The following is a 24,014-nucleotide window of genomic DNA, read 5'->3' as shown; positions in this document are numbered from 1 at the left end:
CCAAAGATCGGATGATGTCCAATCGGCATCATGCATACCTGGATATGGCGGCCGCGCTGGCATAAATTGATCGATACCTTGGTACAGCGACCTTGGTACTGATTCGGCTCGCTCGGCACTCGGGGTGCGCGCCGTTAGGCTGCCGAAACGGGTGACGCAGCCGGTGTTTGCGCAGATTTGAATCGCCGCCACTGCCATGAAAGAGTCTGGAGCGCCAGATTCATCGGCCTCTGAACGCTACCAAGGTAGGAAGCTGGGCAGGGCGGGGCGCCTTAGGATGGCGACACCGAAAACAATAACGAGGCCATTCCCATGCCCACTTACAAAGCTCTGCTGCTCAACCTGCTGTTCGTTGGCAGCCTGGTCGGATTCGATCACAGCCACGCCGCTGGCGACCTGACCCGTCGTACGCAGGCTTTGCCGGATCTGAAGTTCGGTTCCGAGCAGAGCGACTACGCGGTGTCGCAGAAGGAATATCAGCTGGAAACCGGCGTCGCCTACCAGCTCAAGGTCAGCTCCGATGGCCAGAAGGAGTGCGCGTTCCAGGCGCCCGAGTTCGCCCAGTCGATCTATCTGCGCAAGGTCGAGGCCGGTGGTGTGGAGATCAAGGCGATCACGCTGGTCGAGCTGGAGTTCGAGGATGCCGGCGAGGCGGAAATCTTCTTTCTGCCCGTCAAGCCGGGCAGCTACCCGTTCTACTGCAAGGGGCTGCAGAACAAGGGCATGGAAGGCCGGTTCGTGGTCAAGTGAAGCGGACTGGCGCTCGGCGCTGATCACGGGGAGCTGCCGATATGTCCGCACTCTGGCGAATCAATCTGCTGGTCACGTTGCTCTTCACCCTGATCACCATGGTCTGTCTGGCAGTATTGCTGCGCCAGGCCGCCCACGATGTACAGCGCGAGCTCGATGCCGCGGCGGCGGTGGTTGGCTATCTCGGCGAGATGGCCGAGCGTGATCCCGACTCCCTCAGCCCGGGCCTGACCGATAGCCTGCGCCACATTCGCGTGCGCTGGCTGGACGCCACCGAATCGATGCCCGTCGGGGGCGATCCGGCGCTCGACGACTGGCTCGGGACCTGGCTGTACCCCGCCGAGCTGTCGTCGCCCAGCGTCCTTCAGCTAACCAATGGCCAGCGGCTGCATATCAGCGTCGATCCGCACGACGAAGTCGAAGAGGTCAGGGATTCGTTGCTGCAGCTGCTGGTGCTGTTCGGCCTGGCGCTGCTGCTTTGCCTGCTGGCGATCCGCTGGGCCGTGCGCCCGGGCATGCGTGTGCTCGGCGAACTGCTGGGTGCACTGGTGAGCATCGCCGATGGCCGCCTCGACACCCGCCTGCCATCGCATCGCTTCGCCGAATCGCGCAAGCTCGCCAAACGCTTCAATCACATGGCCGCTGCGCTCGAAGATGCGCGTGCCGACAACGAGCAACTGACCCAGGCGCTGCTGGCGCTGCAGGAACGTGAGCGCACCCGGCTGGCGCAGGCGCTGCATGACGACCTTGGCCAGTATCTGGCCGGTATTCGCGCGCGGGCGTGTCTGCTGCGCGTCCAGGCTGAGCAGCCCGACGCCGTTCGCGAAACCGCGGCGCACCTCGAGCAACATAGCCTCGATCTGCAGAACGGCTTTCGCACGCTGGTGCGTGACCTGTATCCGGTGATGCTCGATCACCTCAACCTGGAAGACGCCATCGGGCAACTCGCCGAGCAGTGGCAGAGCACCCAGGGCATCGAGTGCGAAGTTCGGCTGCGCGGACCGATTCCAGCGCTGTCGATGGACGCCAAGGTGCATCTCTATCGCATGGTGCAGGAGGCGCTGACCAATGTGGCGCGGCATGCGCGCGCGACTCGCGTGTGCCTGCATCTGTGCGGGAATCACAACGGGCTGCGCCTGTTGCTGCGAGACGATGGCCATGGGTTGCCGCCAGAACGGCCGGGAGTCGGCCTGCGCTCGATGGTCGAGCACGCGCGCTGTCTGGGTGCTCGGCTGCGTGTGCGCCACCGCGCCGGCAAGGGTTGGGCGCTCTATCTCAAGTTGCCTTTGCAAGGAGCCGCGTCATGAAGATTCTGCTGGTGGATGACCACGCGGTAGTGCGTCAGGGCTACGCGAGCCTGCTCAAGGCTTTGCTTCCCGAGGTGACAGTCAGTGAAGCCGCCAGCGGTGAGCAGGCGCTGGAGCAGGTGCAGGAATCGATTCCCAGCCTGGTCGTGCTCGACCTCGGTCTGCCGGGCATCAGTGGGCTGGAAACTTGCCGGCGCCTGCGTCAGCGGTTGCCGCTGATGCCGGTGCTGATCTTCAGCATGCACGACGAGCTGGCACTCGTCCGGCAGGCACTGGATGCTGGCGCCTCCGGCTATCTGACCAAGCGCTGCGCGCCGGACGTGCTGGTAGAGGCGGTGCGCAAGGTGCTTGCCGGGCAGACCTTCATCGAGCAGCCGCTGGCGACCGAGCTGGCCTGCCAGCGCCCTTCGCAGTCGCCGATGAAGGGGCGACTGGCCGATATGACGCCGCGTGAAATGGAAATCTTCATCATGCTTGCGCGAGGCATCGGTAATCGGGAGATCGCCGAGCGGCTGTGCATCAGCAGCAAGACCGTCTCGAACCATATGGCCCTGCTGAAAAGCAAGCTGGAGGTCAGCTCCCAGGCCGAGCTCGTGCACCTGGCCATCGATCAGGGCTTGCTTCGCGTCGGCGACCGCATGGTGTGCGAGGCCTGATCGGCCTTAACCGTTTCGGATCTTCCTGCTCCCTGCTCCCTGCTCCCTGCTCCCTGCTCCCTGCGGCGATGCGGGGCATGCCTGTCTGCTGGGTCCGCAGCACCTCTTCAATCTACTCCCAAAAAACGCCTGCCCGCCTGTACACAGTGGGCGGGGCGCTTGTGCCTTGCGAAAGTCGTGGGCCCCAGCTAGTGCGCTGGTCGTACGACCAATCTCCATGCGGCCGGGAATTTTTCCCGCTAGAGCCGGGAATTCTTCCCTGTCGGCACCGCGCCACGGCTCTTGATAATCGCGTCTGGCAGGTTGCCAGCATGCAGTAGTCCGCGGGTCTCGCCGCGTTGCTAATGCGGGTGGCCTGGCCAGTCCGATCGGCCAACAAGAACAAGGACCACCCATGCCGTACCAGCTCTGTTGCAGCGCGACGCCCCGACGTACGTTGCTGTCCCTCGCCATCGCCGCACTGTTGCCGGCGTCCGTTCATGCCGAGCAGACGCTCGATCTCGGCAGTCAGGAGGTGATCGGTACCACACCGTTGCCGGGCATCGAGCTGCCAAAGGATCAGGTACCGTCCAACATCCAGTCGCTGGATGACGAAGACCTGCGGCGGCTCGGCGGCCAGTCGCTGGCCGAGAAACTGCAGCGCGGATTGCCCAGCGTCAACATCAACGAGATCCAGGGCAATCCGTACCAGGCGGACCTCAACTATCGTGGCTTCACCGCCTCGCCGCTGCTCGGTACGCCGCAGGGGCTTTCGGTTTTCCTCGATGGGGTGCGAGTCAACGAAGCGTTCGGCGATGTGGTGCACTGGGACCTGATCCCGAACACCGCCATTGCCAACATGGCCCTGGTGCCGGGTTCGAACCCGTTGTACGGCCTGAACACGCTGGGCGGCGCGCTGGCGCTGCAAACCAAACGTGGCGATACCCATCCAGGTGGCTCGGCGGAAATCTACGGCGGCTCGTTCGGACGCCAGGGCGGTGCAATCGAACAGGGTGGTAGCCATGAGGCGTTCTCCTGGTACCTGGCCGCCGAAGGCATGGATGAGGACGGCTGGCGTGACCATTCGCCGTCCGAGGTGCGCCAGCTGTTCGGAAAGTTCGCCTGGACTACCGACACCACCGATCTGGCCCTGACGCTGGCGCATGCCGACAACGATCTGATCGGCAACGGTCTGATCCCGGAGAGCATGTACGACCAGCGGCGCGAGTCGATCTTCACCTATCCCGACCAGACCGAGAACCGCAGCCACCTGATGGCCCTGTCCGCCAGCCACTGGCTCAACGACAACGATCGCCTTTCCGGCACGGTCTATCTGCGCCGCACACGTACCGCGACGCTCAATGGCGACGGCAACGATGAGTACGAGGACGAATACGAGGCGTGGGAAGACGGCGGCTTTATCGGCGAAGGGCCGGAAAGCGGCGTGCTGAACCGTACCCGCACCGCGCAACGTGCCTACGGTCTGGCGCTGCAGTGGGCGCGGCATGTAGGTGCGCATCAGTTCGCCTTCGGACTGTCCCACGACAACACCCGCGCCAGCTTCCACCAGAGCGAGCAGGGCGGCGAGCTGACCGACGAGCGCGGAATCGCCGCCAGCGAAGAGGAGGAACAGGCCAACAGCCTGCTGGGGCGCACCCGTACTTCCAGCCTCTATGCCACCGACACCTGGGCGCTGACCGACGCGCTGCAGCTGACCGGATCGCTGCGCTACAACCGCACCCGCGTGGTGAACACCGATCGCATGGGCGATGCACTAAATGGCGACTTCACCTATCGCAAACTCAATCCCGCGCTGGGCTTCGCCTGGCAGCTACAACCGGCGCTGACGGTCTACGGCGGCTTTTCCCAGGGCAACCGCGCGCCGACGCCGATCGAGCTGGGCTGCGCCGACCCGGCGAACCCCTGCAGCTTGCCAAATGCCATGGCGGCCGATCCCTTCCTTGAACAGGTTGTCACCCGCACGCTGGAGGTTGGTGTACGCGGCGAACTGGCAGGCGGTACTCGCTGGAACCTCGGGGCTTTCCGCAGCGTGAACCATGATGACCTGCTGTTCGTCGGCACCGGCGGTAGCATGGGCTACTTCACCAACTTTGGCCGCACCCGTCGTCAGGGCATCGAACTGGGTCTGGCTGGCGAGCAGGGGCCATTCGACTGGCGGGTGGACTACACCTTCCTGCACGCCACCTTCCGCTCCGGGGCCTGCATCCTGGCCGAGAACAACAGCACCGAAGGCGAGGGCGGCTGCCCGGACGACGAGATTCGCGTGTCCAGCGGTGACTATCTGCCAGGCCTGCCGAAGCACAACCTCAAGCTGGGGCTGAACTGGAATCTCAATGAGCGGCTGCGAGTCGGCACCAGCGTCCTGGCGTACTCGTCGCAGTACGTGCGCGGCAACGAGAACAATCGTCATCAGCCCAACGACGAGGTAGAGGGCAGCGGCAAGCTGCCAGGTTACGCGGTAGTAAACCTCACTGGCGATTACCGCTTCGCCCGTGACTGGACGCTGTTCGGCCGGGTCGACAACCTCTTCGACAAGCGGTACGCCACCGGCGGTGCGTTGGCCGAGAATTCCTTCGTCGGTGCTGGCAACGCTTTCGAGTCGGACCCGGATGAATGGCGCCACGAGCAGTTCATCGCCCCAGGCGCGCCCCGGGCGGGCTGGGTGGGCGTGCGTTATCGCTGGGATGCGCTATAACCGATCAGTCGCAGCAGCACCGAGCATGCCGGGCCTTTGCGCCCGGCATGTTCGCGTCCGGCCTGGCTGCGGTGTTCGGTGTGCTCGCGGTTCAAGGTTCTGACGTGAAATCGTCACGGGCGATTGCGTATCCTGGCGAGCTTGGCCGATTGATTGACGGCAGCACAGGAGCACGGATGAACCGCGTCCATCATTACCCCCTCGTCTCGCAACGTGCCACTGGCGGGTGCCGCTGAGCATGCCGTCACGTCTGCGCATCGTTCTTGCACTCGGCAGTGCACAGACCCTGGCCTGGGGCTCGACCTACTACCTGCCGGCCATTCTCGCCGAACCGATGGCGGGCGAGCTGGGTATTTCCACAGGCAATGTATTCGCTGCATTTTCCCTGGCACTGATCGTCACGGCCGTCCTCGGGCCGCTGTCGGGCAAGCGCATCGACCATCATGGCGGGCGCGATGTGCTGGCGCTTTCCAGCGTCGTTTTTGCCGTTGGCCTGGCCATGCTCGGCCTGGCCAACGGACCGCTGATGCTCTGGCTCGGCTGGTTAGTGATCGGCATCGGCATGGCGCTGGGCCTTTACGAGTCGGCCTTCTCCACGCTTGCCGGCATCTACGGTCGCAATGCACGCGGCGCGATCACCGGCATCACCTTGCTCGCCGGCTTCGCCAGTACGGTGTGCTGGCCGATCAGCGGCTGGCTGAACGCCGAATTCGGCTGGCGCGCCACCTGCCTCACATGGGCCGGAGCGCATCTGCTGCTCGGGCTGCCGTTGAACCGGCTGCTGATTCCGGTTGGCGTGCAGCCGGCCCCGTCCCCGGCAGAGCAAGCGCAGACAAACGATCGCTCGGGTGCTGGATCGACCATGGCGCTGCTGGCCTTCGTCTTCGCCGCCACCTGGTTCACCAGCACGGCGATGGCGGCGCACCTGCCACGTCTGTTGCAGGAGTCCGGGCTGTCAGCGGCCGCGGCCATCGGAATCGCGGCGCTGGTCGGACCGGCCCAGGTCGGGGCGCGCTGCCTGGAGTTCGTCCTGCTGCAGCGCTTCCATCCACTGATCTCCGCCCGTCTCGCCGCTATCGCCCATCCCATCGGCGCGGCTGGCGTGATGCTGGTGGGTGCGCCTGCGACCACCGCATTCGTGCTTCTGCATGGCGGCGGCAACGGCATTCTGACCATCGCCAAAGGGACCTTGCCGCTGGCGATATTCGGCCCCCATGGCTATGGCCTGCGCCAGGGGCTGCTGATGGTACCGGCACGTTTCGCCCAAGCGTTTTCGCCACTGGTGTTCGCGCTGCTGATCGACGACTTCGGTACGCGGGCGCTGTGGCTGTCGGCGGCGCTGGGCGTCCTGGCGTATGCCGCACTGACCTTCCTGCAACGCCGGGCGCATGGGCTGGCCTGACTCCTGTTGACTGCCGCCGCCGAAGCCCTGTCAGCGCGGTAGCGTCGCGAGCAGCATTGCTTGTTGGTCTGCGCTCAGACCGAGAAATACGCACAGCGCGGCGTAGGCGTCGTTGGCCGCGTAGGCCTGCTGTGCCTCGGTCAGCGCGGGATTTGCCCAGTTCGAGGTGGCCACGCTGCGGGATTTTTCGATCCGTGCGTCGAGCACCGCGGCCACCGCACCGCGCAGGCCGACCTGACCCTTCTTGCCCTGATAGCGAAGCACTGAGCCCAGGTCCAGCAGCCTGATCGGGCGGATGCCCAGCTTGCCTTGCAGCCTGGAACGATCCGACTTCAGCCCGAAACCGATCTTCGCCAGCGCGGGCGATTGCAGGATTGCGCTGGCCGCTTCGATGCAGCCGGGCACGCCGATCCTGAACAGGTAGGCCTTTGCCGGGGTGGCGAACTGGATCAGGTGCGGACCGCTGGAGACTTCGCCCACCTTGAAGGTCGGTTTGGATTCGGTATCGAAACCGATGCAGGCAAAGCCCATGATTTCCTCCACCGCCGCGCGAAATTCGTCCGCCGCCGCGGGGGTGACGATGCTCGCCGACGTCAGCCCGTCGAAGCGCGGCAGCCCGTCGACATTCGGATGCTGGCGGATATGAATGATCAGCTTCTGCGTCAAGCTGGCGTCCTCCGAACGCTGATGATCGAGTCAGCCTGCAGCGGTGCCGACTCGGCTGTAGCGCGGCCATCCCTCATGTGCCGATCTGCTGTGGACAGGCTCGCCATCAGTTCTTCAACTGGCTGGCGAACTGTCCGACCGCGCCGACCACGCGCTGCGCGCCGTCCTGGATCTCGACGATCACCGCGCCGGCCTGGTTGGCGAATTCCAGTCCCTGCTCGGCCTGGTCACGGCTCGCGCTCATGCTGTGCACGGCGGCTTGCGCCAGGTCCTGGTTCTTCTGCACCACGCCGACGATCTCCTCGGCGGCCTTGCTGGTGCGGGCCGCCAGCTGGCGAACCTCGTCGGCCACCACCGCGAAGCCACGGCCCTGATCACCGGCCCGTGCGGCTTCGATGGCGGCGTTGAGAGCCAGCAGGTTGGTCTGATCGGCAATGCCGCTGATGGTCTTGAGGATCGCGCCGATCAGCTGCGATTGCTTGTCCAGCGCCTCGATACCGTCGGAGGCTTCCTGCATCTGCTGGGCGATGCGATGCATCACTTCGACCGTCTGCTGGACCACTTGCGCGCCGCGCTGGGCACTGAGGTCGGTGTGCTGGGAGGTGTCGTAGGCAACCGTGGCGGCGTCGGCCACGGCCATCTCCCGGTTGACCTGATCGGTGATGACGGTGGCGAACTTGATCACCTTGTACAGCTTGCCGTAGGCATCGAGCACCGGGTTGTAAGATGCCTCGAGCCAGACGGTCTGGCCGTGGGCATCGATACGCTTGAAGCGTTCGGCGATGTACTCGCCACGGTTGAGGCTAGCCCAGAATTCGCGATAGGCCGGCGACTCGCTTTCCTCACGCTCACAGAACATGCGGTGGTGCTTGCCCTTGATCTGCTCGAGGCGGTAGCCCATGCCGTCGAGGAACCGCTGGTTGGCGGTGATGACATGCCCGCCGAGGTCAAACTCGATCACCGCGGTGGAGCGCAACAGCGCGTTGATTACGCTCTCGTGCTCGCGTGAGGTCTCGATGGTGCGGGTCAGGTTGGTGGCGCATAGCGTGAAGTGGTGCAACGTGCCATCCGAGCCCGTGATCGGCTGCCAGATCGAACGCAGCCAGGCTTCCTGGCCGTCAGCCTGCAGCAGTCGGTAGGCGCCGCTGATGTGCTCCGCGCGCTGCATGGCGGTCTTGAGGCGTGAGTAGTTCGGTTCGGTACGAAACTGCTGGCTGAAGAAGTCGTCGACGGAGCGGCCGATGAGATCGTCGCGGCGATAACCCATTTCGCTGAGGAACAGCTCGTTGGCGTGCTGAATGCGTCCTTGCGGGTCCAGTTCCAGGACCATCATCTCCCTGTACAACGAGTTCTTGATTTGCTGATTGATTGCGGCTTCCTCGCGCAATTCAGCCAGTTCTCGTTTCAGGTTCTTGTTGAACATTTATTGGCATCCAGTGAAGGGCAAGACCGCCCAGTCACTTGATCGGCGCGGGAGTCATTTTCCTGAGGTCGACGGCCAATGGTTTGTTCTATACAGGCGATTGAACTGGCCTATCGCCGGTGGTTTCATTTCTCCCAATCGACCGGGCAGTCCTTGCAGCCTTCCATGCTGGTGCCTTGAAACGTCGCGTAGTGTCGGCGCGCGCCGGTTAGCACCGCTTTACCGAGGTTGGCGTCGTTGAGCTTGGCTTCCTGCAGGTTGGCGTCGGTCAGATCGGCACCCTCGAGATCGGCCTTGCTCAGCCAGGTCATTTCCAGGTCGGCGGCGTGCAGCGTGCTGCCGTGCATCCTGGCGCCACTCATGCGGGCGAACTCAAGGTAGGCGCCAGTGAGGTCGGCTCCCTTGAACTGGGCGGCCTGGGCGAACAGGCCCCAGCCCTGGATGGCGATCAGCCGGGCATCGGTGAAATTGGCCAGGCGCAGGTTGGCCTGTTGCAGGCTGGCGCGGTTAAGCGTGGCGCCGGTGAGGTCGGCTTTTTCCAGATTGGCCAGGTCGAGGTTGGCGTGGCGCAGGTTGGCGCCGGAGAGGTTGGCACCGGCGAGGTTGATGCGGCGCAGGTCCTGATTGCTGAGGTCGGCGCCGCGCAGATCGGCGTTGGCACATTGGCTCTCGGGCTGGAGTACGCAGCCGTTGATCGTCAGAGGACCGTCATCCGCGGCGAAGGCGGACGCGCTGGCGAACAGGGCCAGTGGCAGGAGCAAGCGTTTAGGACTGTTCATGGGAAGTCACCTGGGGCAGGGCAATAGAGAAAAGCGGTCGCGTGGCGTTTCTGGCCTGTCGACGAGAGCGCCAACCCGGAGTCGGCTGGGCCAGACGCGCCGCGCGAGCCGCTGTACGTTGAAAACACGAGGCGTGCCCGCGCGGTGGCGGGCACGGCTCGGCTCATCGCTTGGCGGTTTTCTTCTCCCAATCCGGAAGCTTGAATACCCAGAAGGAACCACCCTGGGCGACCGGCTTGGTCAGTACGGCCATGTCGCCGCCCCACAGTGGCACGGCGCCGCCGTAACCGACCGTCACGCCGATGTACTGCTCGCCGTCCTGCTCCCAGGTCACAGGCGGGGAAATCACGCCGCTGCCGGTCTGGAATTTCCACAGCTCGTCACCGGTTTTGGCGTTGAAGGCCTTGAAGTAGCCGTCGCTGGTGCCGGTGAATACCAGGTTGCCCTTGGTTGCCAGCACGCCGGCCCACAATGGCAGTTTTTCCTTGTGTTCCCAGGCTACCTTGCCAGTGGTCGGGTCCATGGCGCGCAGGATACCGACGTGGTCGTCGTACATGCGCTTGATGCGGAAGCCCTGGCCGAGATAGGCCGAGCCCTTCTTGTAGCTGACTTCCTCGGTCCAGTAGTCCTCTTTCCAGTGGTTGGCTGGTACGTAGAACAGGCCGGTGTCCTGGCTGTAGGCCATGGGGTTCCAGTTCTTGCCGCCGAGGAAGGGTGGGGATACTTCAACCGATTTGCCGTGCTTCTCGCCCGGCTCCGGTTTGGGTGGACGCTGGCCCTCGTTCTCCACCGGGCGACCGGTTTTCAGATCGATATGGCTGGCCCAGGTGATGCCGTCGACGAAGGGGAAGGCGTTCTGCAGCTTGCCGTCCTTGCGGTCAACGACATAGAAGAAGCCGTTGCGATCGGCGTGGGCCGTGGCCTTGACGGTCTTGCCGTTCTTGTCCTTGTAATCGAACAGCACCAGCTCGTTGTTGCCGGAGAAGTCCCAGGCATCGTTCGGGGTGTGCTGGTAGAACCACTTCACCTCGCCGGTGCTCGGATCGACGCCGACCTGGCCGGAGGTGTAGAGGCTGTCGTAATCCTTCGGGTCGCCGCCATCGCTGGTGCGCTCCCAGCCGTTCCACGGGGCGGGGTTGCCGGCACCGACGATGATGGTGTTGGTTTCCGGGTCGAAGCTCGCACTCTGCCACGGCGCGCCGCCGCCCTGGCTCCAGGCTTCCTTCTTGCCGGTCGGGTGGTTGGGATCGTCCGGCCAGGACGGCGCCTTGATGTCGCCGGTCGGCGTGCTGTCCTGGCCGTTGAGACGGCCCATGTGGCCCTCGACGAAGGGGCGCATCCAGACTTCTTCGCCGGTATCCGGGTCGCGGGCGAACAGTTTGCCGACGATGCCGAACTCGTCACCGGAGCTGCCGTGTACCAGCAGCACCTTGCCGGTCTTGGCGTCTTTGACCAGCGTCGGAGCGCCGGTCATGGTGTAGCCGGCGCCGTGATCGCCGAACTTCTTGTTCCAGACGACCTTGCCGGTGTCCTTGTTCAGCGCCACGACACGGGCGTCGAGGGTGCCGAAGTAGATCTTGTCACCGTAGATGGCGGCACCGCGGTTGACCACGTCGCAGCAAGGGCGGATGTCGTCGGGCAGGCGATGGGCGTAACTCCACAGGCGTTTGCCGGTCTTGGCATCGAGGGCGAAGACGCGCGAATAGGAGCCGGTCACGTAGATCACGCCGTCATGGACGATGGCCTGGGATTCCTGGCCGCGCTGTTTCTCGTCCCCGAAGGAAAACGACCAGGCCGGGGTCAGCTTGAATACGTTGTCTTCATTGACCTGTGCCAGCGGACTCCAGCGTTGCGCACTGGTGCCCATGCCGTATTGCAGGACGTTCTCGGTGGACAGATGATCGTTGGCGATGTCTTCCCAGTTGACCGGCTTGGCCTGGGCGGCTGCGGCCAACGCGAGGCTGCCGGTCAGCGCCAGGCATTGCACGGCAATGGCGAGGGGGCGTTTGCTGCCGGGGTGCGATCTTGTTGTCATGGTTGCGATTCCCTTGGTCGATTCGGACGAGGCCGCCGTATGCCGGTGGCCTGGCGATTCGATTATTGGGAGCGCGCCATGGGCGCCGACACGGAAAAGCTCCCGCCGATGCCGGGAATCCTTCCCGAACCCTGCTGATTTAGCCTTGCTACCTCTGGGGGGCGGGAGGCGGTAGCAAAACCCAGTACCAAGGGAGGAGATGCAGGCATCCAAAGCAGGATTCTGCCGATGCACCGACACGGCCAACATGACCACCATGCGCTCCGATGGGGCTGCCTTGCACAGGTTCTCGAATAGAGGGTGGTAGTCATGAATAACAAGATCTTTTTGCGCTCACTGCTGGCAGCGGGTGTTCTCGGTATGTCCGGCCTGGTTCTGGCGCATGGCGACGTGACGCCGCAAGCGGTCAACACCAAGGGCCTGCCGCAACTCGGTGAAGAATGGCTGGACGAGAACCCCTATCGTGCGCCCAACGAGCACCACGACCTGGCGGTCGAGATCGGTTCCTCCGCCTACAACCAGAACTGCGCGCGTTGCCACGGTCTGGAAGCCATTTCCGGCGGTATCGCCCCCGACCTGCGTGAGCTGGAAGCCAGCTACGACGGCGACGAGTGGTACAAGGAGCGCGTGATCAATGGCGCGGTCCGTGACGGTGCCGTGTACATGCCGCGCATGGCCGACACCCTCAGCCAGGAAGCGCTGTGGGCGATCCGGACCTATATCGAAAGCGAAGCGGCCAAGCAGTGATGAACGCCGTCCGGCTGGTTCTGTCGCTGTGGCTGGCACTGTGCTGCGCACTGGCGCAGGCGGACGTGGTCAAGGTGCGCGCCTTCGATGACATCATCGAATCCGGCGTGCTCAAGGTGGCGATGTACGAGAATTTCCCGCCGTACAGCTACCAGCAGGATGGCGAGCCGCGCGGTGTCGATGTGGAACTCGCACGCAAGCTCGCCGAAGGGCTGGACCTGAAACTGGAAGTGCTGTGGGTAACGCCGGACGAAACCCTCGACGACGACCTGCGCAACTTCATCTGGAAGGGCCACTACCTGCGGCCTGGCGTGCTGGCTGACGTGATGCTGCGTGTGCCGTACGACCGCGAGTTCGCCTACAAGCGCAACGAGCTGGGTGAAATGATCAACGAGCTGGTGGTGATGTTCGCGCCCTATCAGCGCGAGCGCTGGCAGACCGCGTATGACGATCGCCGGATCGACGAGGTGCCGAGCGTGGCGGTCTTTCAATACCACCCGATTGGCGTCGAAGTGGACAGCGTGCCCTCGTTCTACCTGTCTTCGGTATTCGAGGGCCGGCTGGCGAAGCACACCCATCATTACCCGAGCATCCGCGAGGCATTCGCTGCGCTGCAGCAGGGCGAGGTGGACGCCACCATGGCCATGCGTGCGGAGATCGAGTGGCTACTCGACCAGGCTGACGACAAGCACCTGAAGCTCGCCGAGAACGCTTACCCGAACATGGGCAAGCAGGTATGGGATCTTGGCATGGCGGTGCATGAATCCAACCGCCAACTGGCCTATGCGCTGGAAGAAGTGCTGGAGCCGCTGATTCTCGAAGGCGAGCTGGAAAAGCTCTACGCCAGCTACGGCTTGAGCTACGAGTTGCCCGGGTTGTACCAGGATGTGGAGAGCGACGTGGCCGGGCGCTGACCGGTTGCGCCATGCCGATCCCGCTGCGGATCGCTGTTCGAGGAGTCGACATGAGCGTCCGAGTCTTGCTGCTGCTGATGGTCTTTCACGCGCCGAGCGCCCTGGCGGCGGAGGCCGATCCGCTGCAATCGGTGATGTGGGAATACCACCACAAGGGCTTGCTCAACAGCGAGCCCTATGTGTTCGACGAGCGCGTAAAGGTCCAGGTGCCGCCATTCGCCGAGGATTCGCGACAGGTGCCGGTGCACATCGATGCCAGAGCCCTCGGTGACGAGGTGGTGCGTATCGAGGCCTGGGCCGACCTCAATCCCATTCCACGTATTTTCACCTTCACGCCCGGCGAGCAGGTCGTGCCGCTGGTCGCCATCCGCATACGCGTGGAACAGGCAACACCGATCCGTGCGGCGGTGCTGACCCGTGATGGCGTCTGGCACATCGGTTCGGCCAAGGTCGATGCTGCCGGTGGCGGCTGTACGGCGCCGAGCGTGGTGCGTGCCCAGCCAGGCTGGGAAGACCGCCTCGGTGAGGTCATCGGTGGGCGCTTCGCCCGCGGCGATTTCAGTCGTTTGCGCCTGCAGGTCTCCCATCCGATGGATAACGGCCTGGTCGGCGGCATTCCCGAATTCTTTCTCAACCAGGCCCAGTTGCGCGATGCCGACGGTCAGGTCCTGGCGGAGCTGGAACTGTATCCGGCGGTCGCCGAAAACCCGAGTCTGAGCCTGGAAGTGAAGGGCGCGCAGGACACCCGTCTGTGGCTGCGTGACAACAACGGCAACGAGTTCGAAGCCGCGCTCTGAGCTGACCAGCCCGCGTTTTCTCCGAGAGCCAGCAACCAAGCCAAGGAGGCGTCATGCGCCTGTTGCTCCTGATGTTCGCGTTCTGTCTGACCCTGCCCGCATACGCCGAGCTGCGTTACACGCTGCAGCCGCGGCAGATTGCCGATGACGTGTGGCTGCTGGAAGGATCGACCGACAACTTCGACAAGGCCAACGGCGGCAATATCGTCAACACCGGCTTCATCGTCACCGAGGCCGGTGTGGTGGTGATCGACAGCGGCCCGTCGCGGCGTTATGGCGAGGCGATGCGCGCGGCCATCGCGAGCGTTACCGATCGCCCGGTCATCAAGCTGCTGCTGACCCATCATCACCCCGACCATGTACTGGGCAACCAGGCCTTTGCCGACGTGCCCATCGCTGCGCTCGCTGGCACGACCGATCTGTTGCGCGAGCAGGGCAACGCCATGGCCGAGAACATGTACCGCCTGGTAGGTGACTGGATGCGCGGTACGGAGGTGGTGCTGCCATCCGAGACCCTGGCGCCCGGCACGCTGGAGATCGGCGGGCGCTCCCTGCGCCTGCTCGCCCTGCGCAGTCACACCGGTGCCGATCTGGCCATTCTCGACGAAAGCAGTGGCGTGCTTTTCGCCGGCGACATCCTGTTCTACCAACGCGCGCTGACCACGCCCAACAGCCCAGGCCTGGATGTCTGGCTGGAAGACCTCGATACCCTAGAGGCGCTGCCCTGGAAACGCCTGGTCGCTGGCCATGGCCCGGTGGCCGATGATGCCGAGCCGTTCGTGCAGATGCGCGACTACCTCGGCTGGCTGGACGGCTTGTTGCGAGAAGCCGCCAACGGCGGGGCGGACATGAACGAGGTGATCCAGAGCCCGATTCCCGAGCGCTTCGCCGGCATCAGCCTGACCCGCTATGAGCTGATCCGTAGCGTCAGCCATCTGTATCCGCGCTATGAAGCGATGGCGCTGCAGCGCGTCGACGAGTGAAGGCGCGCCCGCGGCGCGCCTATTGGTGTTCCACTCCAGTCGCTGCATCCGGTCACTGCAGCTGTAGCTGATCGCCGCGCTCCTGCTGCCAGTCGTCCAGGCTAGGCGCGGCTTCCTCGCCATCCATGCGATGGATGATGGTGAAGTAGTCCTGCTTGAAGCGATCCTGCATGATCTCGCTGCGATCGCGAACCCGTACCGCGTAGATGCTCTGGACGTTCTGGTGGTCGAAGTCGCGCCAGTACTGCTCGTCCTTCAACAGGCTGTAGCGATGGTTCTCCAGCGCGGTGATGACGGCTTCGCTATCCAGTCGGCCCGCCCGCCGCACGGCATCGGCCCACTGCCGGACGATGCCGTAGGCCGACGCCGCGGTGCTGCCGGGGTAGGCCTGATGCAAGGCGATGTAGCGCTCGACGAACGCCTGACCGGTTTCGCTTTTCTCGCGCTGCGGTACCCGCCAGGTCCAGGCTTCGGTGCCGATCACGTTTTCCATCACCAGCGGTCCGGCTTGCTCGACGATGCTCTGGTTGAGGTTGGGGGCGATGATCTGCATGCGCTTGCCCAGCTCCAGGGTGTGCGCCAGGCGCATGGTCTGCACCAGATCCTGGCCGAGCAGAACGATCACCAGCACATCTGCATCACTGGCGGCAGCCTTCTGCAATGCGCTCAGGTAGTCGTCGCGGCGGGCACCTCGCGCGGCGATCTTCGAGTAGCCGTGGCGGGCGCGGTCGCGGCTCTTGGTCGCTTCACGCAGGGCCTGCTCCATGCTGTGGCCCCAGGCATCGTCGAGGCTGATGTAGTGGTAGCGGCGATTGGGCATGTGCCAGCTGAGGTACTCGCCGAGTACCCGCGCGCTCATCCAGGCACTGTTGGATTCGCGGAATAGATGCCGATGGCCGTCTCGTCCGGTGATCTCGTTGGCGTAGCCGAGGGTGGGGAAGTACAGCAGTCCGAGTTCGCGTGCGCGCTGGCCGGCGCTCATCGCCTCTTCGCTGTTGGCGCCGCCGAATATCATCGCTGCGCCCTGTTTGGCGAAACGGTCGACGTTGGCACGCGCCTTTTCCGCGCGCGCTGCCGAATTCAGGCTGACCAGCTCCAGGCGTCGGCCGAGCAAGCCGCCACTCTGATTGATCTGGTCGACGGCGAGCAGGGCGCCACGGCGCAGCTCCAGACCTTCGGACTTGTAGTTGCCGGTGCTCGGGTAGTTGAGACCCAGACGGATCGGTTCGGCCGCGTGGGCGCTTTGTAGTGTGAAGACGAGGAAGGCGATGATCAGGGTAGGGCGAAGCATAGCTCTTATCCTTCTGAGCGAGGGGGCATCCGTTTTAGGGGGTAGGGTGGGCCCGGCGGAATTGTCTTTTCCGGCCGAATAGGTGCGACTTTCGGTGCCGCCCGGCATTGGCAGCGGGCGGAATCACGCGTCTTTCGTGGCCTGCGGCGGCGTATTGCTACCAAGGGAGGAGGAAAATCGGCACTGCGGGCAATTGTTGGCGAGGCGGTGCAAACCAAGAATCACCCACAGACCGGGAAAATTTCCCGGCATAACAATGAACCCGCAGAGGTAGCCGCAATGAAGCACACCGGTCTTCGCAAGCCCTTCGCCTTGACGGCGCTATGCGCCGCGGTGGCGATGTCCAGCCTGCACGCCTGGGCCGTAACCGACCAGGAAATCCTCAACGACGCCAAATCCACCGATCAGATCGTCACCAACGGTCTGGGTTTGCAGGGCCAGCGCTACAGCACGCTGGACACGTTGAACACCAATAACATCAATCAGTTGCGACCGGTTTGGGGCTTCTCTCTGGGCGGTGAAAAGCAGCGCGGTCAGGAAGCGCAGCCGCTGATCAAGGACGGCGTGATGTACATCACCGGCTCCTACTCGCGTGTATATGCACTGGACGCCCGTACCGGCAAGGAACTTTGGCAGTACGATGCCCGCCTGCCCGACGGCATCATGCCGTGCTGTGACGTGATCAACCGTGGTGTTGCGCTGTATGGCGATCTGGTGATCTTCGGCACCCTGGATGCCAAGCTGGTCGCCCTGAACAAGGACACCGGCAAGGTGGTCTGGAAGAAGACTGTCGCCGACTACAAGGCCGGTTACTCGCTGACCGCCGCACCGCTGGTAGTCAACGGCAAGCTGATCACCGGTGTTTCCGGTGGTGAATTCGGCGTGGTCGGCAAGATCGAAGCCTACGACGCGAAGAACGGTGAACTGCTGTGGACCCGTCCGACCGTGGAAGGCCACATGGGTTACGTCTGGAAGGACGGCAAGAAGGTCGAGAGCGGCATCTCCGGCGGCGAAGCCGGCAAGACCTGGCCGGGCGACCTGTGGAAGACCGGCGGTGCAGCTCCATGGCTGGGCGGCTACTACGATCCGGACACCGACTCGCTGCTGTTCGGTACCGGTAACCCGGCGCCGTGGAACTCGCACCTGCGCCCTGGCGACAACCTGTACTCGTCCTCGCGTCTGGCGCTGGACCCGAATGACGGCTCGATCAAGTGGCACTTCCAGTCCACCCCGCATGACGGCTGGGACTTCGACGGCGTCAACGAGCTGATCTCCTTCGACTACAAGGACGGCGGCAAGACCATCAAGGCTGCCGGCACCGCAGACCGTAACGGCTTCTTCTACGTGCTAGATCGCACCAACGGCAAGTTCATCCGTGGCTTCCCGTTCGTTGACAAGATCACCTGGGCCAAGGGCCTGGACAAGACTGGCCGTCCGATCTACGACGAAGCCCACCGCCCGGGCAATCCTGCCGACGCGGACAAGGGCAAGTCGGTGTTCGTCGCACCGTCCTTCCTCGGTGGCAAGAACTGGATGCCAATGGCCTACAGCCAGGACACCGGCCTGTTCTACGTGCCGTCAAACGAGTGGGGCATGGACATCTGGAACGAAGGCGTATCCTACAAGAAGGGTGCCGCCTACCTGGGTGCCGGCTTCACCATCAAGCCGCTCAACGACGACTTCATCGGTGTGCTGCGCGCAATCGATCCGAAGACCGGCAAGGAAGTATGGCGCTACAACAACTACGCTCCGCTGTGGGGCGGCGTGTTGGCCACCAAGGGCAATCTGGTGTTCACCGGCAACCCTGAGGGCTACCTGATGGCCTTCGACGCCAAGACCGGCAAGAAGGTCTACGAGTTCAACACCGGCTCGGGCGTCATCGGTTCTCCGGTCACCTGGGAAATGGATGGCGAGCAGTACGTTTCCGTTCTCTCCGGCTGGGGTGGTGCGGTACCGCTGTGGGGCGGCGAGGTCGCCAAGCGCGTGAAGGACTTCAACCAGGGCGGTATGGTCTGGACCTTCAAGCTGCCGAAGGATCTGGTCGCCAAGCGCTGATCAGCCTGCGTGACGCAAACCCGGCGACCGTCGGGTTTGTGCAAACAGAACCCCGGTCGTCATGGCCGGGGTTTTGTCGTTCTGGCGCCATGCAAAGGCAGCTCATGCCTGGCGATAGGCGCTGGGGGTAACGCCCACCTCGCGGCGGAATACCTGGGAGAAGTGGCTCGGGCTCGAATAGCCCACTTCCAGGCCGATATCGATGACGCTGCGCTGCGTTTCGATCAGCAGCCGTCGCGCCCGTGCCATGCGCAGGCCGATGAAGTACTGAGACGGCGAAAGCCCGGTGGCTCGTTTGAACATCCGGCTGAAGTGGTACTCGCTCAGCTCGGCGGTTCGTGCCAGCTGAGCAAGACTGAAATCGTCGGCCAACTGCGCATCCATCGCCTCGACGACCCGGCGCAGCTTGTAGGCCGGCAAGGCGTTGCTGCGGCGGACGGCGTCTTGCCGATCCCGATAGTGGCGCACCAGATGCACGGCCAGTGCCTGGGCCAGGCCGCGAACGCAGAGCGGGCTGGGCTGGTGCTGCTCAACCAGCTCGTGGTGCAGCTTCTCCATCAACCAGCGAACCGTGTCGTCGTGGGCGCCGGAGACGTCCCGCAAGGCAACCGCTGTGCTCTGCGGCCCGAGCAGTTCCCGTGCGGCCTGGTCGATGAGCGGCAGGCCGAGATACAGGTGCATCACCTCGAATTGCTCACCTTCCAGCGTCTGCCAGCGCATTTCGTACGGCTCGTGGGTATCGGTCAGGAAGAAGTCGCCGGCCCTGACGGTTGCTGCGCTCCATTGCCCACCCGGCGCACGTTCCTCGACTCGTGCCGCACCGGCCAGTACCAGCACCAGCAGCGGCTCCAACACTGCCGGTACCTGTATCGGTTCGATGATCGTGCGATGGCTGAACAGCTGCACCACCACGTCCTGCATCGGCGGCTGCTGTGCGGTCGCGCGCGCTTCACCAGGCAGGTAATGGCTCATCGACTGGGGACAGGTCTGCCCCGCATGGGGCCGTGGCGGGGCTTGTGATGACCGCGGCATGACGTGCTCCTGGCAAACATTTGAAAGCGTTCAGCGCCGAAAGGTTAGCGCAGGACCCTGCGCGCCGGCAGATCACTGCTGCGCGCAAAACCGCAACAGCCAGCGCAAGCGTGCGAAAGCCCGGCCTCCGGCGATGGGAGACAGTTAACCCACCGCGCCTCGTGGCGCAGCCTGAAAGAGAGGAGAGCACCATGACTGATTCGAATCACATCGTCGTTCAGGAAGTTGCAGGCAAGGTCGCGCTGGTCACCGGCGCCGCCAGCGGCATCGGCAGGGCGATTGCCTTGTTGTTGCATGATCGGGGCGCCAAGATCATCGCCGAAGACATCAACCCGGCTGTCGAGAAACTCGCTCGGCCGGGGCTGGTGCCGCTGCTGGCGGACATTTCCGAGGATGGCGCAGCCGAATGTGCGGTCGGCCTGGCCATCGAGCATTTTGGCCGGCTGGATATCCTGGTCAACAACGCCGGCATCATCATCAACAAGCGGGTGGTGGACATGAGCCGCGAGGATTGGGAGCGCATCCAGGCGGTCAATGCCACGGCGGCGTTCCTGCATTGTCGCGAAGCGGTCAAGGCGATGATGCCCAACCGCTCGGGGGCGATCGTCAACATCGCTTCCTACGCGTCCTACTTCGCCTTTCCGACCATCGCCGCGTACACGGCCTCGAAAGGCGCGCTGGCCCAGCTGACCCGCACACTGGCGCTGGAGGCGATCGAGCATGGCATCCGGGTCAACGCCATCGGCGTAGGCGATGTGGTGACCAACATCCTCAACGACGTGGTCGAGGACGGCCCGGGCTTTCTTGCCCAGCATGGCGAAGCCGCACCCATCGGGCGCGCGGCGCAACCGGAGGAGATCGCCGAGATCGTCGCCTTTCTCGCCTCGGAGCGGGCGAGCTTCATGGTGGGCTCGGTGGTCATGGCCGATGGCGGCATGACGGTTACGGCAGGCTGAGCCGCTGCGCAGAAACACGAACCCCGCCAGCAGGCGGGGTTCGGTGCTTACGTAGACGGACGCGGGATCAGTCTTCCAGCGAGCCCATTGCGGTGGTGTTGAAGCCGCCGTCGACGTAAAGGATCTCACCGCTGATGCCGGAAGCCAGGTCCGAGCAGAGGAAGGCGCCGGCATTGCCGACTTCGTCGATGGTGACGTTGCGACGCATAGGGGTCTGCTTCTCGTTGGCAGCCAGCATCTTGCGGAAGCTGGCGATGCCGGAGGCGGCCAGAGTACGGATCGGACCGGCAGAGATGCAGTTCACGCGAGTGCCTTCCGGGCCGAGGCTGCCGGCCAGGTAACGAACGCCAGCTTCCAGGCTGGCCTTGGCCATGCCCATGACGTTGTAGTTCGGCATGGTGCGCTCGGCACCCAGGTAGGAGAGGGTCAGCAGGCTGCCGTTGCGGCCCTTCATCATCTCGCGACCGGCCTTGGCCAGGGCGACGAAGCTGTAGGCGCTGATGTCGTGGGCGATCTTGAAGCCTTCACGGGTGGTGACTTCGGTGAAGTCGCCGTTGAGCTGGTCGCCCGGAGCGAAGCCGACCGAGTGCACGATGCAGTCCAGGCCGTCCCACTTCTTGCTCAGTTCTTCGAATACGCGCGCGATCTCTTCATCGTTGGCGACGTCGCAGGGGAAGCACAGCTCAGGGCTCGAGCCCCAACCGGAAGCGAATTCCTCGACGCGACCCTTGAGCTTGTCGCCCTGGTAGGTGAAAGCCAGTTCTGCACCTTCGCGATGCATGGCGGCGGCGATGCCGGAGGCAATCGAAAGTTTGCTGGCAACGCCGACGATCAGTACGCGCTTACCGGTGAGAAAACCCATGTGCTTGTCCCTCTTCTGGTTGTTCGGCAGTGCCGGGCGCCATGAAGGCGGATTCCAGCAGCTGCTGTGTATACGGATGTTGTGGTGCCGCAAAAATGTCAGCGGCCGCACTTTGTTCCACCACCTGGCCCTGCTTGACCACCATCATCTGGTGGCTCAGCGCCCTGACCACCGCCAGATCATGGCTGATGAACAGGTAGGTCAGGTTGTACTTGGCCTGCAACGAGCGCAGAAGCTCTACCACCTGGCGCTGTACCGTACGATCGAGCGCCGAGGTCGGCTCGTCGAGCAGTATCAGCGCCGGCTTCAACACCAGAGCCCGGGCAATGGCAATGCGCTGCCGTTGTCCGCCGGAAAACTCATGGGGATAGCGATGCCGGGTTTCCGGATCGAGACCAACCTCCACAAGCGCGTCAATGATTGCCTGTTCCTGCTCCTTGGCATTGCCCATCCGGTGGATGTGCAACCCTTCGCCAATGATTTGCCCAACCGACATGCGTGGGCTCAGGCTACCGAAGGGGTCCTGAAAGACCACCTGCATCTGCCGCCGCAACGGCCGTACCTGGCGCTGCGACATGCTTTGCAGTTGCTGGCCCTGGAAGCGGATCTCGCCCCGACTACCCAACAATCGAAGGATAGCCAATCCAAGCGTGGACTTGCCGGAGCCGCTCTCGCCGACGATACCCAGTGTCTGCCCCTTGGGCAGGCTGAAGTTGACGCCGTCGACTGCCTTGATGTGGTCGACGGTGCGACGCAGCAAGCCCTTCTTGATCGGGAACCACACCCGCAGGTCGTCCACTTCCAGCAATGGTGCCGCTTCTTCGACCGCCACCGGACCGCCACTGGGCTCGGCCGCGAGCAGTTCCTGGGTATACGGATGCTGAGGTGCGCGGAACAGATCTTCACACAACGCCTGTTCGACGACGCGACCGCGCTGCATGACACATACGCGATGGGCAATGCGCCGAACCAGGTTGAGGTCGTGGCTGATCAGCAGCAGTGCCATGCCCAGGCGTGCCTGCAACTCCTTCAGCAGTTCGAGGATTTTCAGCTGCACGGTGACGTCGAGGGCCGTGGTCGGCTCGTCGGCGATCAGCAGTTCAGGCTCGTTGGCCAGCGCCATGGCGATGACCACCCGTTGCCGCTGGCCGCCCGACAGCTCGTGCGGGTAGGCGCGGATGCGCTTGCGCGGCTCCGGGATACCGACCAGTTCCAGCAACTCCAGGGTGCGAGCGGTTGCGGCCTTGCCGCGCAGGCCCTTGTGAATCTCCAGCACCTCGTTGATCTGCTTGCCCACGGTGTGCAGCGGGTTGAGCGAGGTCATCGGCTCCTGGAAGACCATGGCGATGCGATTGCCACGGATTTTACGCATGGCCTTTTCGTCGGCCTTGAGCAGGTCCTGCCCGTGGAAGAGGATCTGCCCTTGCGGATGGCGGGCGAGCGGGTAGGGCAGCAGTCGCAGGATGGAATGAGCCGTCACGGACTTGCCCGAGCCGCTTTCCCCGACCAGGGCCAGGGTTTCGCCCTTGCGAATGTCGAATGTCACGCCTTCGACGACACGCTGGACCTGCTCGCCGGTGACGAACTCGACGGCCAGATCGCGGACCTCGACCAGATTCTCGGCTATCGGTTGTTCGGCCATGTTATTTCCTTGGGTCGAAGGCATCGCGCGCCGCCTCCCCGATAAACACCAGCAAGGTCAGCATGATTGCCAGCACCATGAAGGCGCTGATGCCCAGCCAGGGCGCCTGCAGATTGGCCTTGCCCTGGGCGACCAGTTCACCGAGCGACGGAGAACCGGCCGGCAGACCGAAACCGAGAAAGTCCAGCGCGGTGAGCGTGCCGATGGCGCCGGTGAGGATGAACGGCATGAAGGTCATGGTGGAAACCATGGCGTTCGGCAGGATGTGGCGGAACATGATGGCGCCGTTCTGCATGCCCAGCGCACGAGCGGCGCGCACGTACTCGAGGTTGCGCCCACGGAGGAATTCGGCACGTACCACGTCCACCAGGCTCATCCAGGAGAACAGCAGCATGATGCCCAGCAGCCACCAGAAGTTCGGCTGCACGAAGCTGGCCAGAATGATCAGCAGATAGAGCACCGGCAGCCCGGACCAGATCTCCAGCAGGCGCTGGCCAACCAAGTCGACCCAGCCGCCATAGAAGCCCTGCAGGGCGCCGGCGATGACGCCGATCACCGAGCTGATCAGGGTCAGGGTCAGGGCGAACAGGACCGAGATGCGAAAGCCGTAGATCACCCGGGCGAGTACATCGCGGCCCTGGTCATCGGTGCCCAGCCAGTTCTCCAGTGACGGCGGCGCAGGCGCGGGTACCTGCAGTTCGTAGTTGATGCTCGAGTAGTTGAAGGGAATGACCGGCCAGACCATCCAGCCGTCCTTTTCGGCGATCAGTTCCTTGATGTACGGGCTCTTGTAGTTCGCCTGCAGCGGGAACTCGCCGCCGAAGGCCGTTTCCGGATAACGCTTGAACACCGGGAAGAACCATTCGCCGTCGTAGCGCACCACGATCGGCTTGTCGTTGGCGATGATCTCCGCGCCAAGGCTGAGTACGAACAGCGCGAGGAAGATCCACAGCGACCACCAGCCACGCTTGTGTGCCTTGAACAGCGCCAGCCGGCGCTGGTTGAGGGGGGACAACTGCATC

The 24,014-nt window shown here is 63.8% G+C and carries 20 protein-coding genes; 11 read left to right on the top strand and 9 right to left on the bottom strand.

The features are described from left to right. The first annotated feature begins 312 nt into the window (after nt 1-312). The 5 genes from LW136_RS12735 (at nt 313) to LW136_RS12715 (ending at nt 6,810) form a co-directional block, all read left to right on the top strand. Entirely contained in the window at nt 313-750 is a 438-nt protein-coding gene (locus LW136_RS12735) for a cupredoxin domain-containing protein (RefSeq protein WP_014820096.1), read from the top strand. A gap of 41 nt (nt 751-791) precedes the next feature. Further along, on the top strand, nt 792-2,057 hold the full coding sequence (locus LW136_RS12730) for a HAMP domain-containing sensor histidine kinase (protein WP_234173048.1): 1,266 nt from the start codon (nt 792-794) through the stop codon (nt 2,055-2,057). Further along, nucleotides 2,054-2,713 carry a response regulator transcription factor gene (locus LW136_RS12725; protein ID WP_041013699.1) on the top strand — a complete coding sequence of 220 codons (660 nt, stop codon included), beginning with the start codon at nt 2,054-2,056 and terminating at the stop codon, nt 2,711-2,713. The genes LW136_RS12730 and LW136_RS12725 overlap by 4 nt, the downstream gene beginning before the upstream one ends. 394 nt (nt 2,714-3,107) lie before the next feature. Beyond that, nucleotides 3,108-5,408 carry a TonB-dependent receptor gene (locus LW136_RS12720; RefSeq protein WP_234173047.1) on the top strand — a complete coding sequence of 767 codons (2,301 nt, stop codon included), beginning with the start codon at nt 3,108-3,110 and terminating at the stop codon, nt 5,406-5,408. A gap of 238 nt (nt 5,409-5,646) precedes the next feature. Continuing rightward, the gene (locus LW136_RS12715; protein WP_234173046.1) at nt 5,647-6,810 is read left to right on the top strand and encodes an MFS transporter; all 1,164 of its coding nucleotides are present in this window, start codon (nt 5,647-5,649) and stop codon (nt 6,808-6,810) included. Between the two features lie 30 nt (nt 6,811-6,840). On the opposite strand, the gene LW136_RS12710 is transcribed toward LW136_RS12715, so the two are convergent. The 4 genes from LW136_RS12710 to exaA all read right to left on the bottom strand — a co-directional run bounded on the left by LW136_RS12710 (nt 6,841) and on the right by exaA (nt 11,713). After that, nucleotides 6,841-7,476, bottom strand: coding sequence for a 3'-5' exonuclease family protein (locus LW136_RS12710; RefSeq protein WP_234173045.1), 636 nt, complete (start codon nt 7,474-7,476; stop codon nt 6,841-6,843). Between the two features lie 106 nt (nt 7,477-7,582). Then, nucleotides 7,583-8,899, bottom strand: coding sequence for a methyl-accepting chemotaxis protein (locus LW136_RS12705; protein WP_234173044.1), 1,317 nt, complete (start codon nt 8,897-8,899; stop codon nt 7,583-7,585). A gap of 125 nt (nt 8,900-9,024) precedes the next feature. Then, nucleotides 9,025-9,678, bottom strand: coding sequence for a pentapeptide repeat-containing protein (locus LW136_RS12700; RefSeq protein WP_234173043.1), 654 nt, complete (start codon nt 9,676-9,678; stop codon nt 9,025-9,027). Nucleotides 9,679-9,841: 163 nt separating this feature from the next. Further along, nucleotides 9,842-11,713 (bottom strand): quinoprotein ethanol dehydrogenase, encoded by a 1,872-nt coding sequence (exaA, locus tag LW136_RS12695; RefSeq protein WP_234173042.1) that lies wholly within the window; start codon nt 11,711-11,713, stop codon nt 9,842-9,844. 309 nt (nt 11,714-12,022) lie between these two features. Between exaA and pedF the strand changes: the two genes are divergently transcribed. From pedF to LW136_RS12675, 4 genes are read left to right on the top strand one after another with little or no spacing between them, the layout of a single operon-like run. After that, entirely contained in the window at nt 12,023-12,460 is a 438-nt protein-coding gene (gene pedF / locus LW136_RS12690) for a cytochrome c-550 PedF (RefSeq protein ID WP_023445273.1), read from the top strand. Continuing rightward, on the top strand, nt 12,460-13,374 hold the full coding sequence (locus tag LW136_RS12685) for a substrate-binding periplasmic protein (RefSeq protein WP_234175263.1): 915 nt from the start codon (nt 12,460-12,462) through the stop codon (nt 13,372-13,374). Before pedF ends, LW136_RS12685 begins: the two co-directional genes overlap by 1 nt. 50 nt (nt 13,375-13,424) lie before the next feature. Next, entirely contained in the window at nt 13,425-14,171 is a 747-nt protein-coding gene (locus LW136_RS12680; protein ID WP_234173041.1) for a quinoprotein dehydrogenase-associated SoxYZ-like carrier, read from the top strand. 53 nt (nt 14,172-14,224) lie between these two features. Then, the gene (locus tag LW136_RS12675; protein WP_234173040.1) at nt 14,225-15,154 is read left to right on the top strand and encodes a quinoprotein relay system zinc metallohydrolase 1; all 930 of its coding nucleotides are present in this window, start codon (nt 14,225-14,227) and stop codon (nt 15,152-15,154) included. Between the two features lie 52 nt (nt 15,155-15,206). Here the strand turns inward: LW136_RS12675 and LW136_RS12670 are convergent, their stop codons facing one another. After that, entirely contained in the window at nt 15,207-16,445 is a 1,239-nt protein-coding gene (locus LW136_RS12670) for a substrate-binding protein (protein WP_125898381.1), read from the bottom strand. Nucleotides 16,446-16,724: 279 nt separating this feature from the next. On the opposite strand from LW136_RS12670, the gene LW136_RS12665 reads away from it, so the two are divergent. Next, entirely contained in the window at nt 16,725-18,500 is a 1,776-nt protein-coding gene (locus LW136_RS12665; RefSeq protein ID WP_045665660.1) for a PQQ-dependent methanol/ethanol family dehydrogenase, read from the top strand. A 102-nt stretch (nt 18,501-18,602) separates the two neighbouring features. On the opposite strand, the gene LW136_RS12660 is transcribed toward LW136_RS12665, so the two are convergent. Continuing rightward, nucleotides 18,603-19,472: a helix-turn-helix domain-containing protein gene (locus LW136_RS12660; RefSeq protein ID WP_234175262.1), complete on the bottom strand. Its 870-nt coding sequence runs from the start codon at nt 19,470-19,472 to the stop codon at nt 18,603-18,605. A 251-nt stretch (nt 19,473-19,723) separates the two neighbouring features. Here LW136_RS12660 and LW136_RS12655 point away from each other — a divergent pair, with 251 nt between their 5' ends. Further along, the gene (locus tag LW136_RS12655) at nt 19,724-20,488 is read left to right on the top strand and encodes an SDR family NAD(P)-dependent oxidoreductase (RefSeq protein WP_125898383.1); all 765 of its coding nucleotides are present in this window, start codon (nt 19,724-19,726) and stop codon (nt 20,486-20,488) included. Between the two features lie 67 nt (nt 20,489-20,555). On the opposite strand, the gene fabI is transcribed toward LW136_RS12655, so the two are convergent. From fabI to LW136_RS12640, 3 genes are read right to left on the bottom strand one after another with little or no spacing between them, the layout of a single operon-like run. Beyond that, on the bottom strand, nt 20,556-21,350 hold the full coding sequence (gene fabI / locus LW136_RS12650; protein ID WP_003282073.1) for an enoyl-ACP reductase FabI: 795 nt from the start codon (nt 21,348-21,350) through the stop codon (nt 20,556-20,558). Beyond that, complete coding sequence (locus LW136_RS12645; protein WP_256449914.1) at nt 21,331-22,992, bottom strand: ABC transporter ATP-binding protein; 1,662 nt, start codon at nt 22,990-22,992, stop codon at nt 21,331-21,333. Before LW136_RS12645 ends, fabI begins: the two co-directional genes overlap by 20 nt. A 1-nt stretch (nt 22,993) precedes the next feature. Then, the gene (locus LW136_RS12640; protein WP_234173039.1) at nt 22,994-24,013 is read right to left on the bottom strand and encodes an ABC transporter permease; all 1,020 of its coding nucleotides are present in this window, start codon (nt 24,011-24,013) and stop codon (nt 22,994-22,996) included. Nucleotide 24,014: the final 1 nt, after the last annotated feature.

The sequence above is a fragment of the Stutzerimonas kunmingensis genome (assembly GCF_021432085.1).
GTDB lineage: Bacteria > Pseudomonadota > Gammaproteobacteria > Pseudomonadales > Pseudomonadaceae > Stutzerimonas.
Note: the sequence above shows the minus strand (reverse complement) of the source record. Positions and strands in the feature narration are given on the sequence as shown.

Bases quoted from the DNA above. Each gene is read 5' to 3' on its own strand.
- LW136_RS12720 (WP_234173047.1), top strand. From the start codon at position 3,108: ATGCCGTACCAGCTCTGTTGCAGCGCGACGCCCCGACGTACGTTGCTG.
- LW136_RS12725 (WP_041013699.1), top strand. From the start codon at position 2,054: ATGAAGATTCTGCTGGTGGATGACCACGCGGTAGTGCGTCAGGGCTAC.
- exaA (WP_234173042.1), bottom strand. From the start codon at position 11,713: ATGACAACAAGATCGCACCCCGGCAGCAAACGCCCCCTCGCCATTGCC.
- LW136_RS12680 (WP_234173041.1), top strand. From the start codon at position 13,425: ATGAGCGTCCGAGTCTTGCTGCTGCTGATGGTCTTTCACGCGCCGAGC.
- LW136_RS12670 (WP_125898381.1), bottom strand. From the start codon at position 16,445: ATGCTTCGCCCTACCCTGATCATCGCCTTCCTCGTCTTCACACTACAA.
- LW136_RS12675 (WP_234173040.1), top strand. From the start codon at position 14,225: ATGCGCCTGTTGCTCCTGATGTTCGCGTTCTGTCTGACCCTGCCCGCA.
- pedF (WP_023445273.1), top strand. From the start codon at position 12,023: ATGAATAACAAGATCTTTTTGCGCTCACTGCTGGCAGCGGGTGTTCTC.
- LW136_RS12655 (WP_125898383.1), top strand. From the start codon at position 19,724: ATGACTGATTCGAATCACATCGTCGTTCAGGAAGTTGCAGGCAAGGTC.
- LW136_RS12645 (WP_256449914.1), bottom strand. From the start codon at position 22,992: ATGGCCGAACAACCGATAGCCGAGAATCTGGTCGAGGTCCGCGATCTG.
- LW136_RS12660 (WP_234175262.1), bottom strand. From the start codon at position 19,472: ATGAGCCATTACCTGCCTGGTGAAGCGCGCGCGACCGCACAGCAGCCG.
- LW136_RS12640 (WP_234173039.1), bottom strand. From the start codon at position 24,013: ATGCAGTTGTCCCCCCTCAACCAGCGCCGGCTGGCGCTGTTCAAGGCA.
- LW136_RS12730 (WP_234173048.1), top strand. From the start codon at position 792: ATGTCCGCACTCTGGCGAATCAATCTGCTGGTCACGTTGCTCTTCACC.
- fabI (WP_003282073.1), bottom strand. From the start codon at position 21,350: ATGGGTTTTCTCACCGGTAAGCGCGTACTGATCGTCGGCGTTGCCAGC.
- LW136_RS12665 (WP_045665660.1), top strand. From the start codon at position 16,725: ATGAAGCACACCGGTCTTCGCAAGCCCTTCGCCTTGACGGCGCTATGC.
- LW136_RS12685 (WP_234175263.1), top strand. From the start codon at position 12,460: ATGAACGCCGTCCGGCTGGTTCTGTCGCTGTGGCTGGCACTGTGCTGC.
- LW136_RS12700 (WP_234173043.1), bottom strand. From the start codon at position 9,678: ATGAACAGTCCTAAACGCTTGCTCCTGCCACTGGCCCTGTTCGCCAGC.
- LW136_RS12715 (WP_234173046.1), top strand. From the start codon at position 5,647: ATGCCGTCACGTCTGCGCATCGTTCTTGCACTCGGCAGTGCACAGACC.
- LW136_RS12705 (WP_234173044.1), bottom strand. From the start codon at position 8,899: ATGTTCAACAAGAACCTGAAACGAGAACTGGCTGAATTGCGCGAGGAA.
- LW136_RS12735 (WP_014820096.1), top strand. From the start codon at position 313: ATGCCCACTTACAAAGCTCTGCTGCTCAACCTGCTGTTCGTTGGCAGC.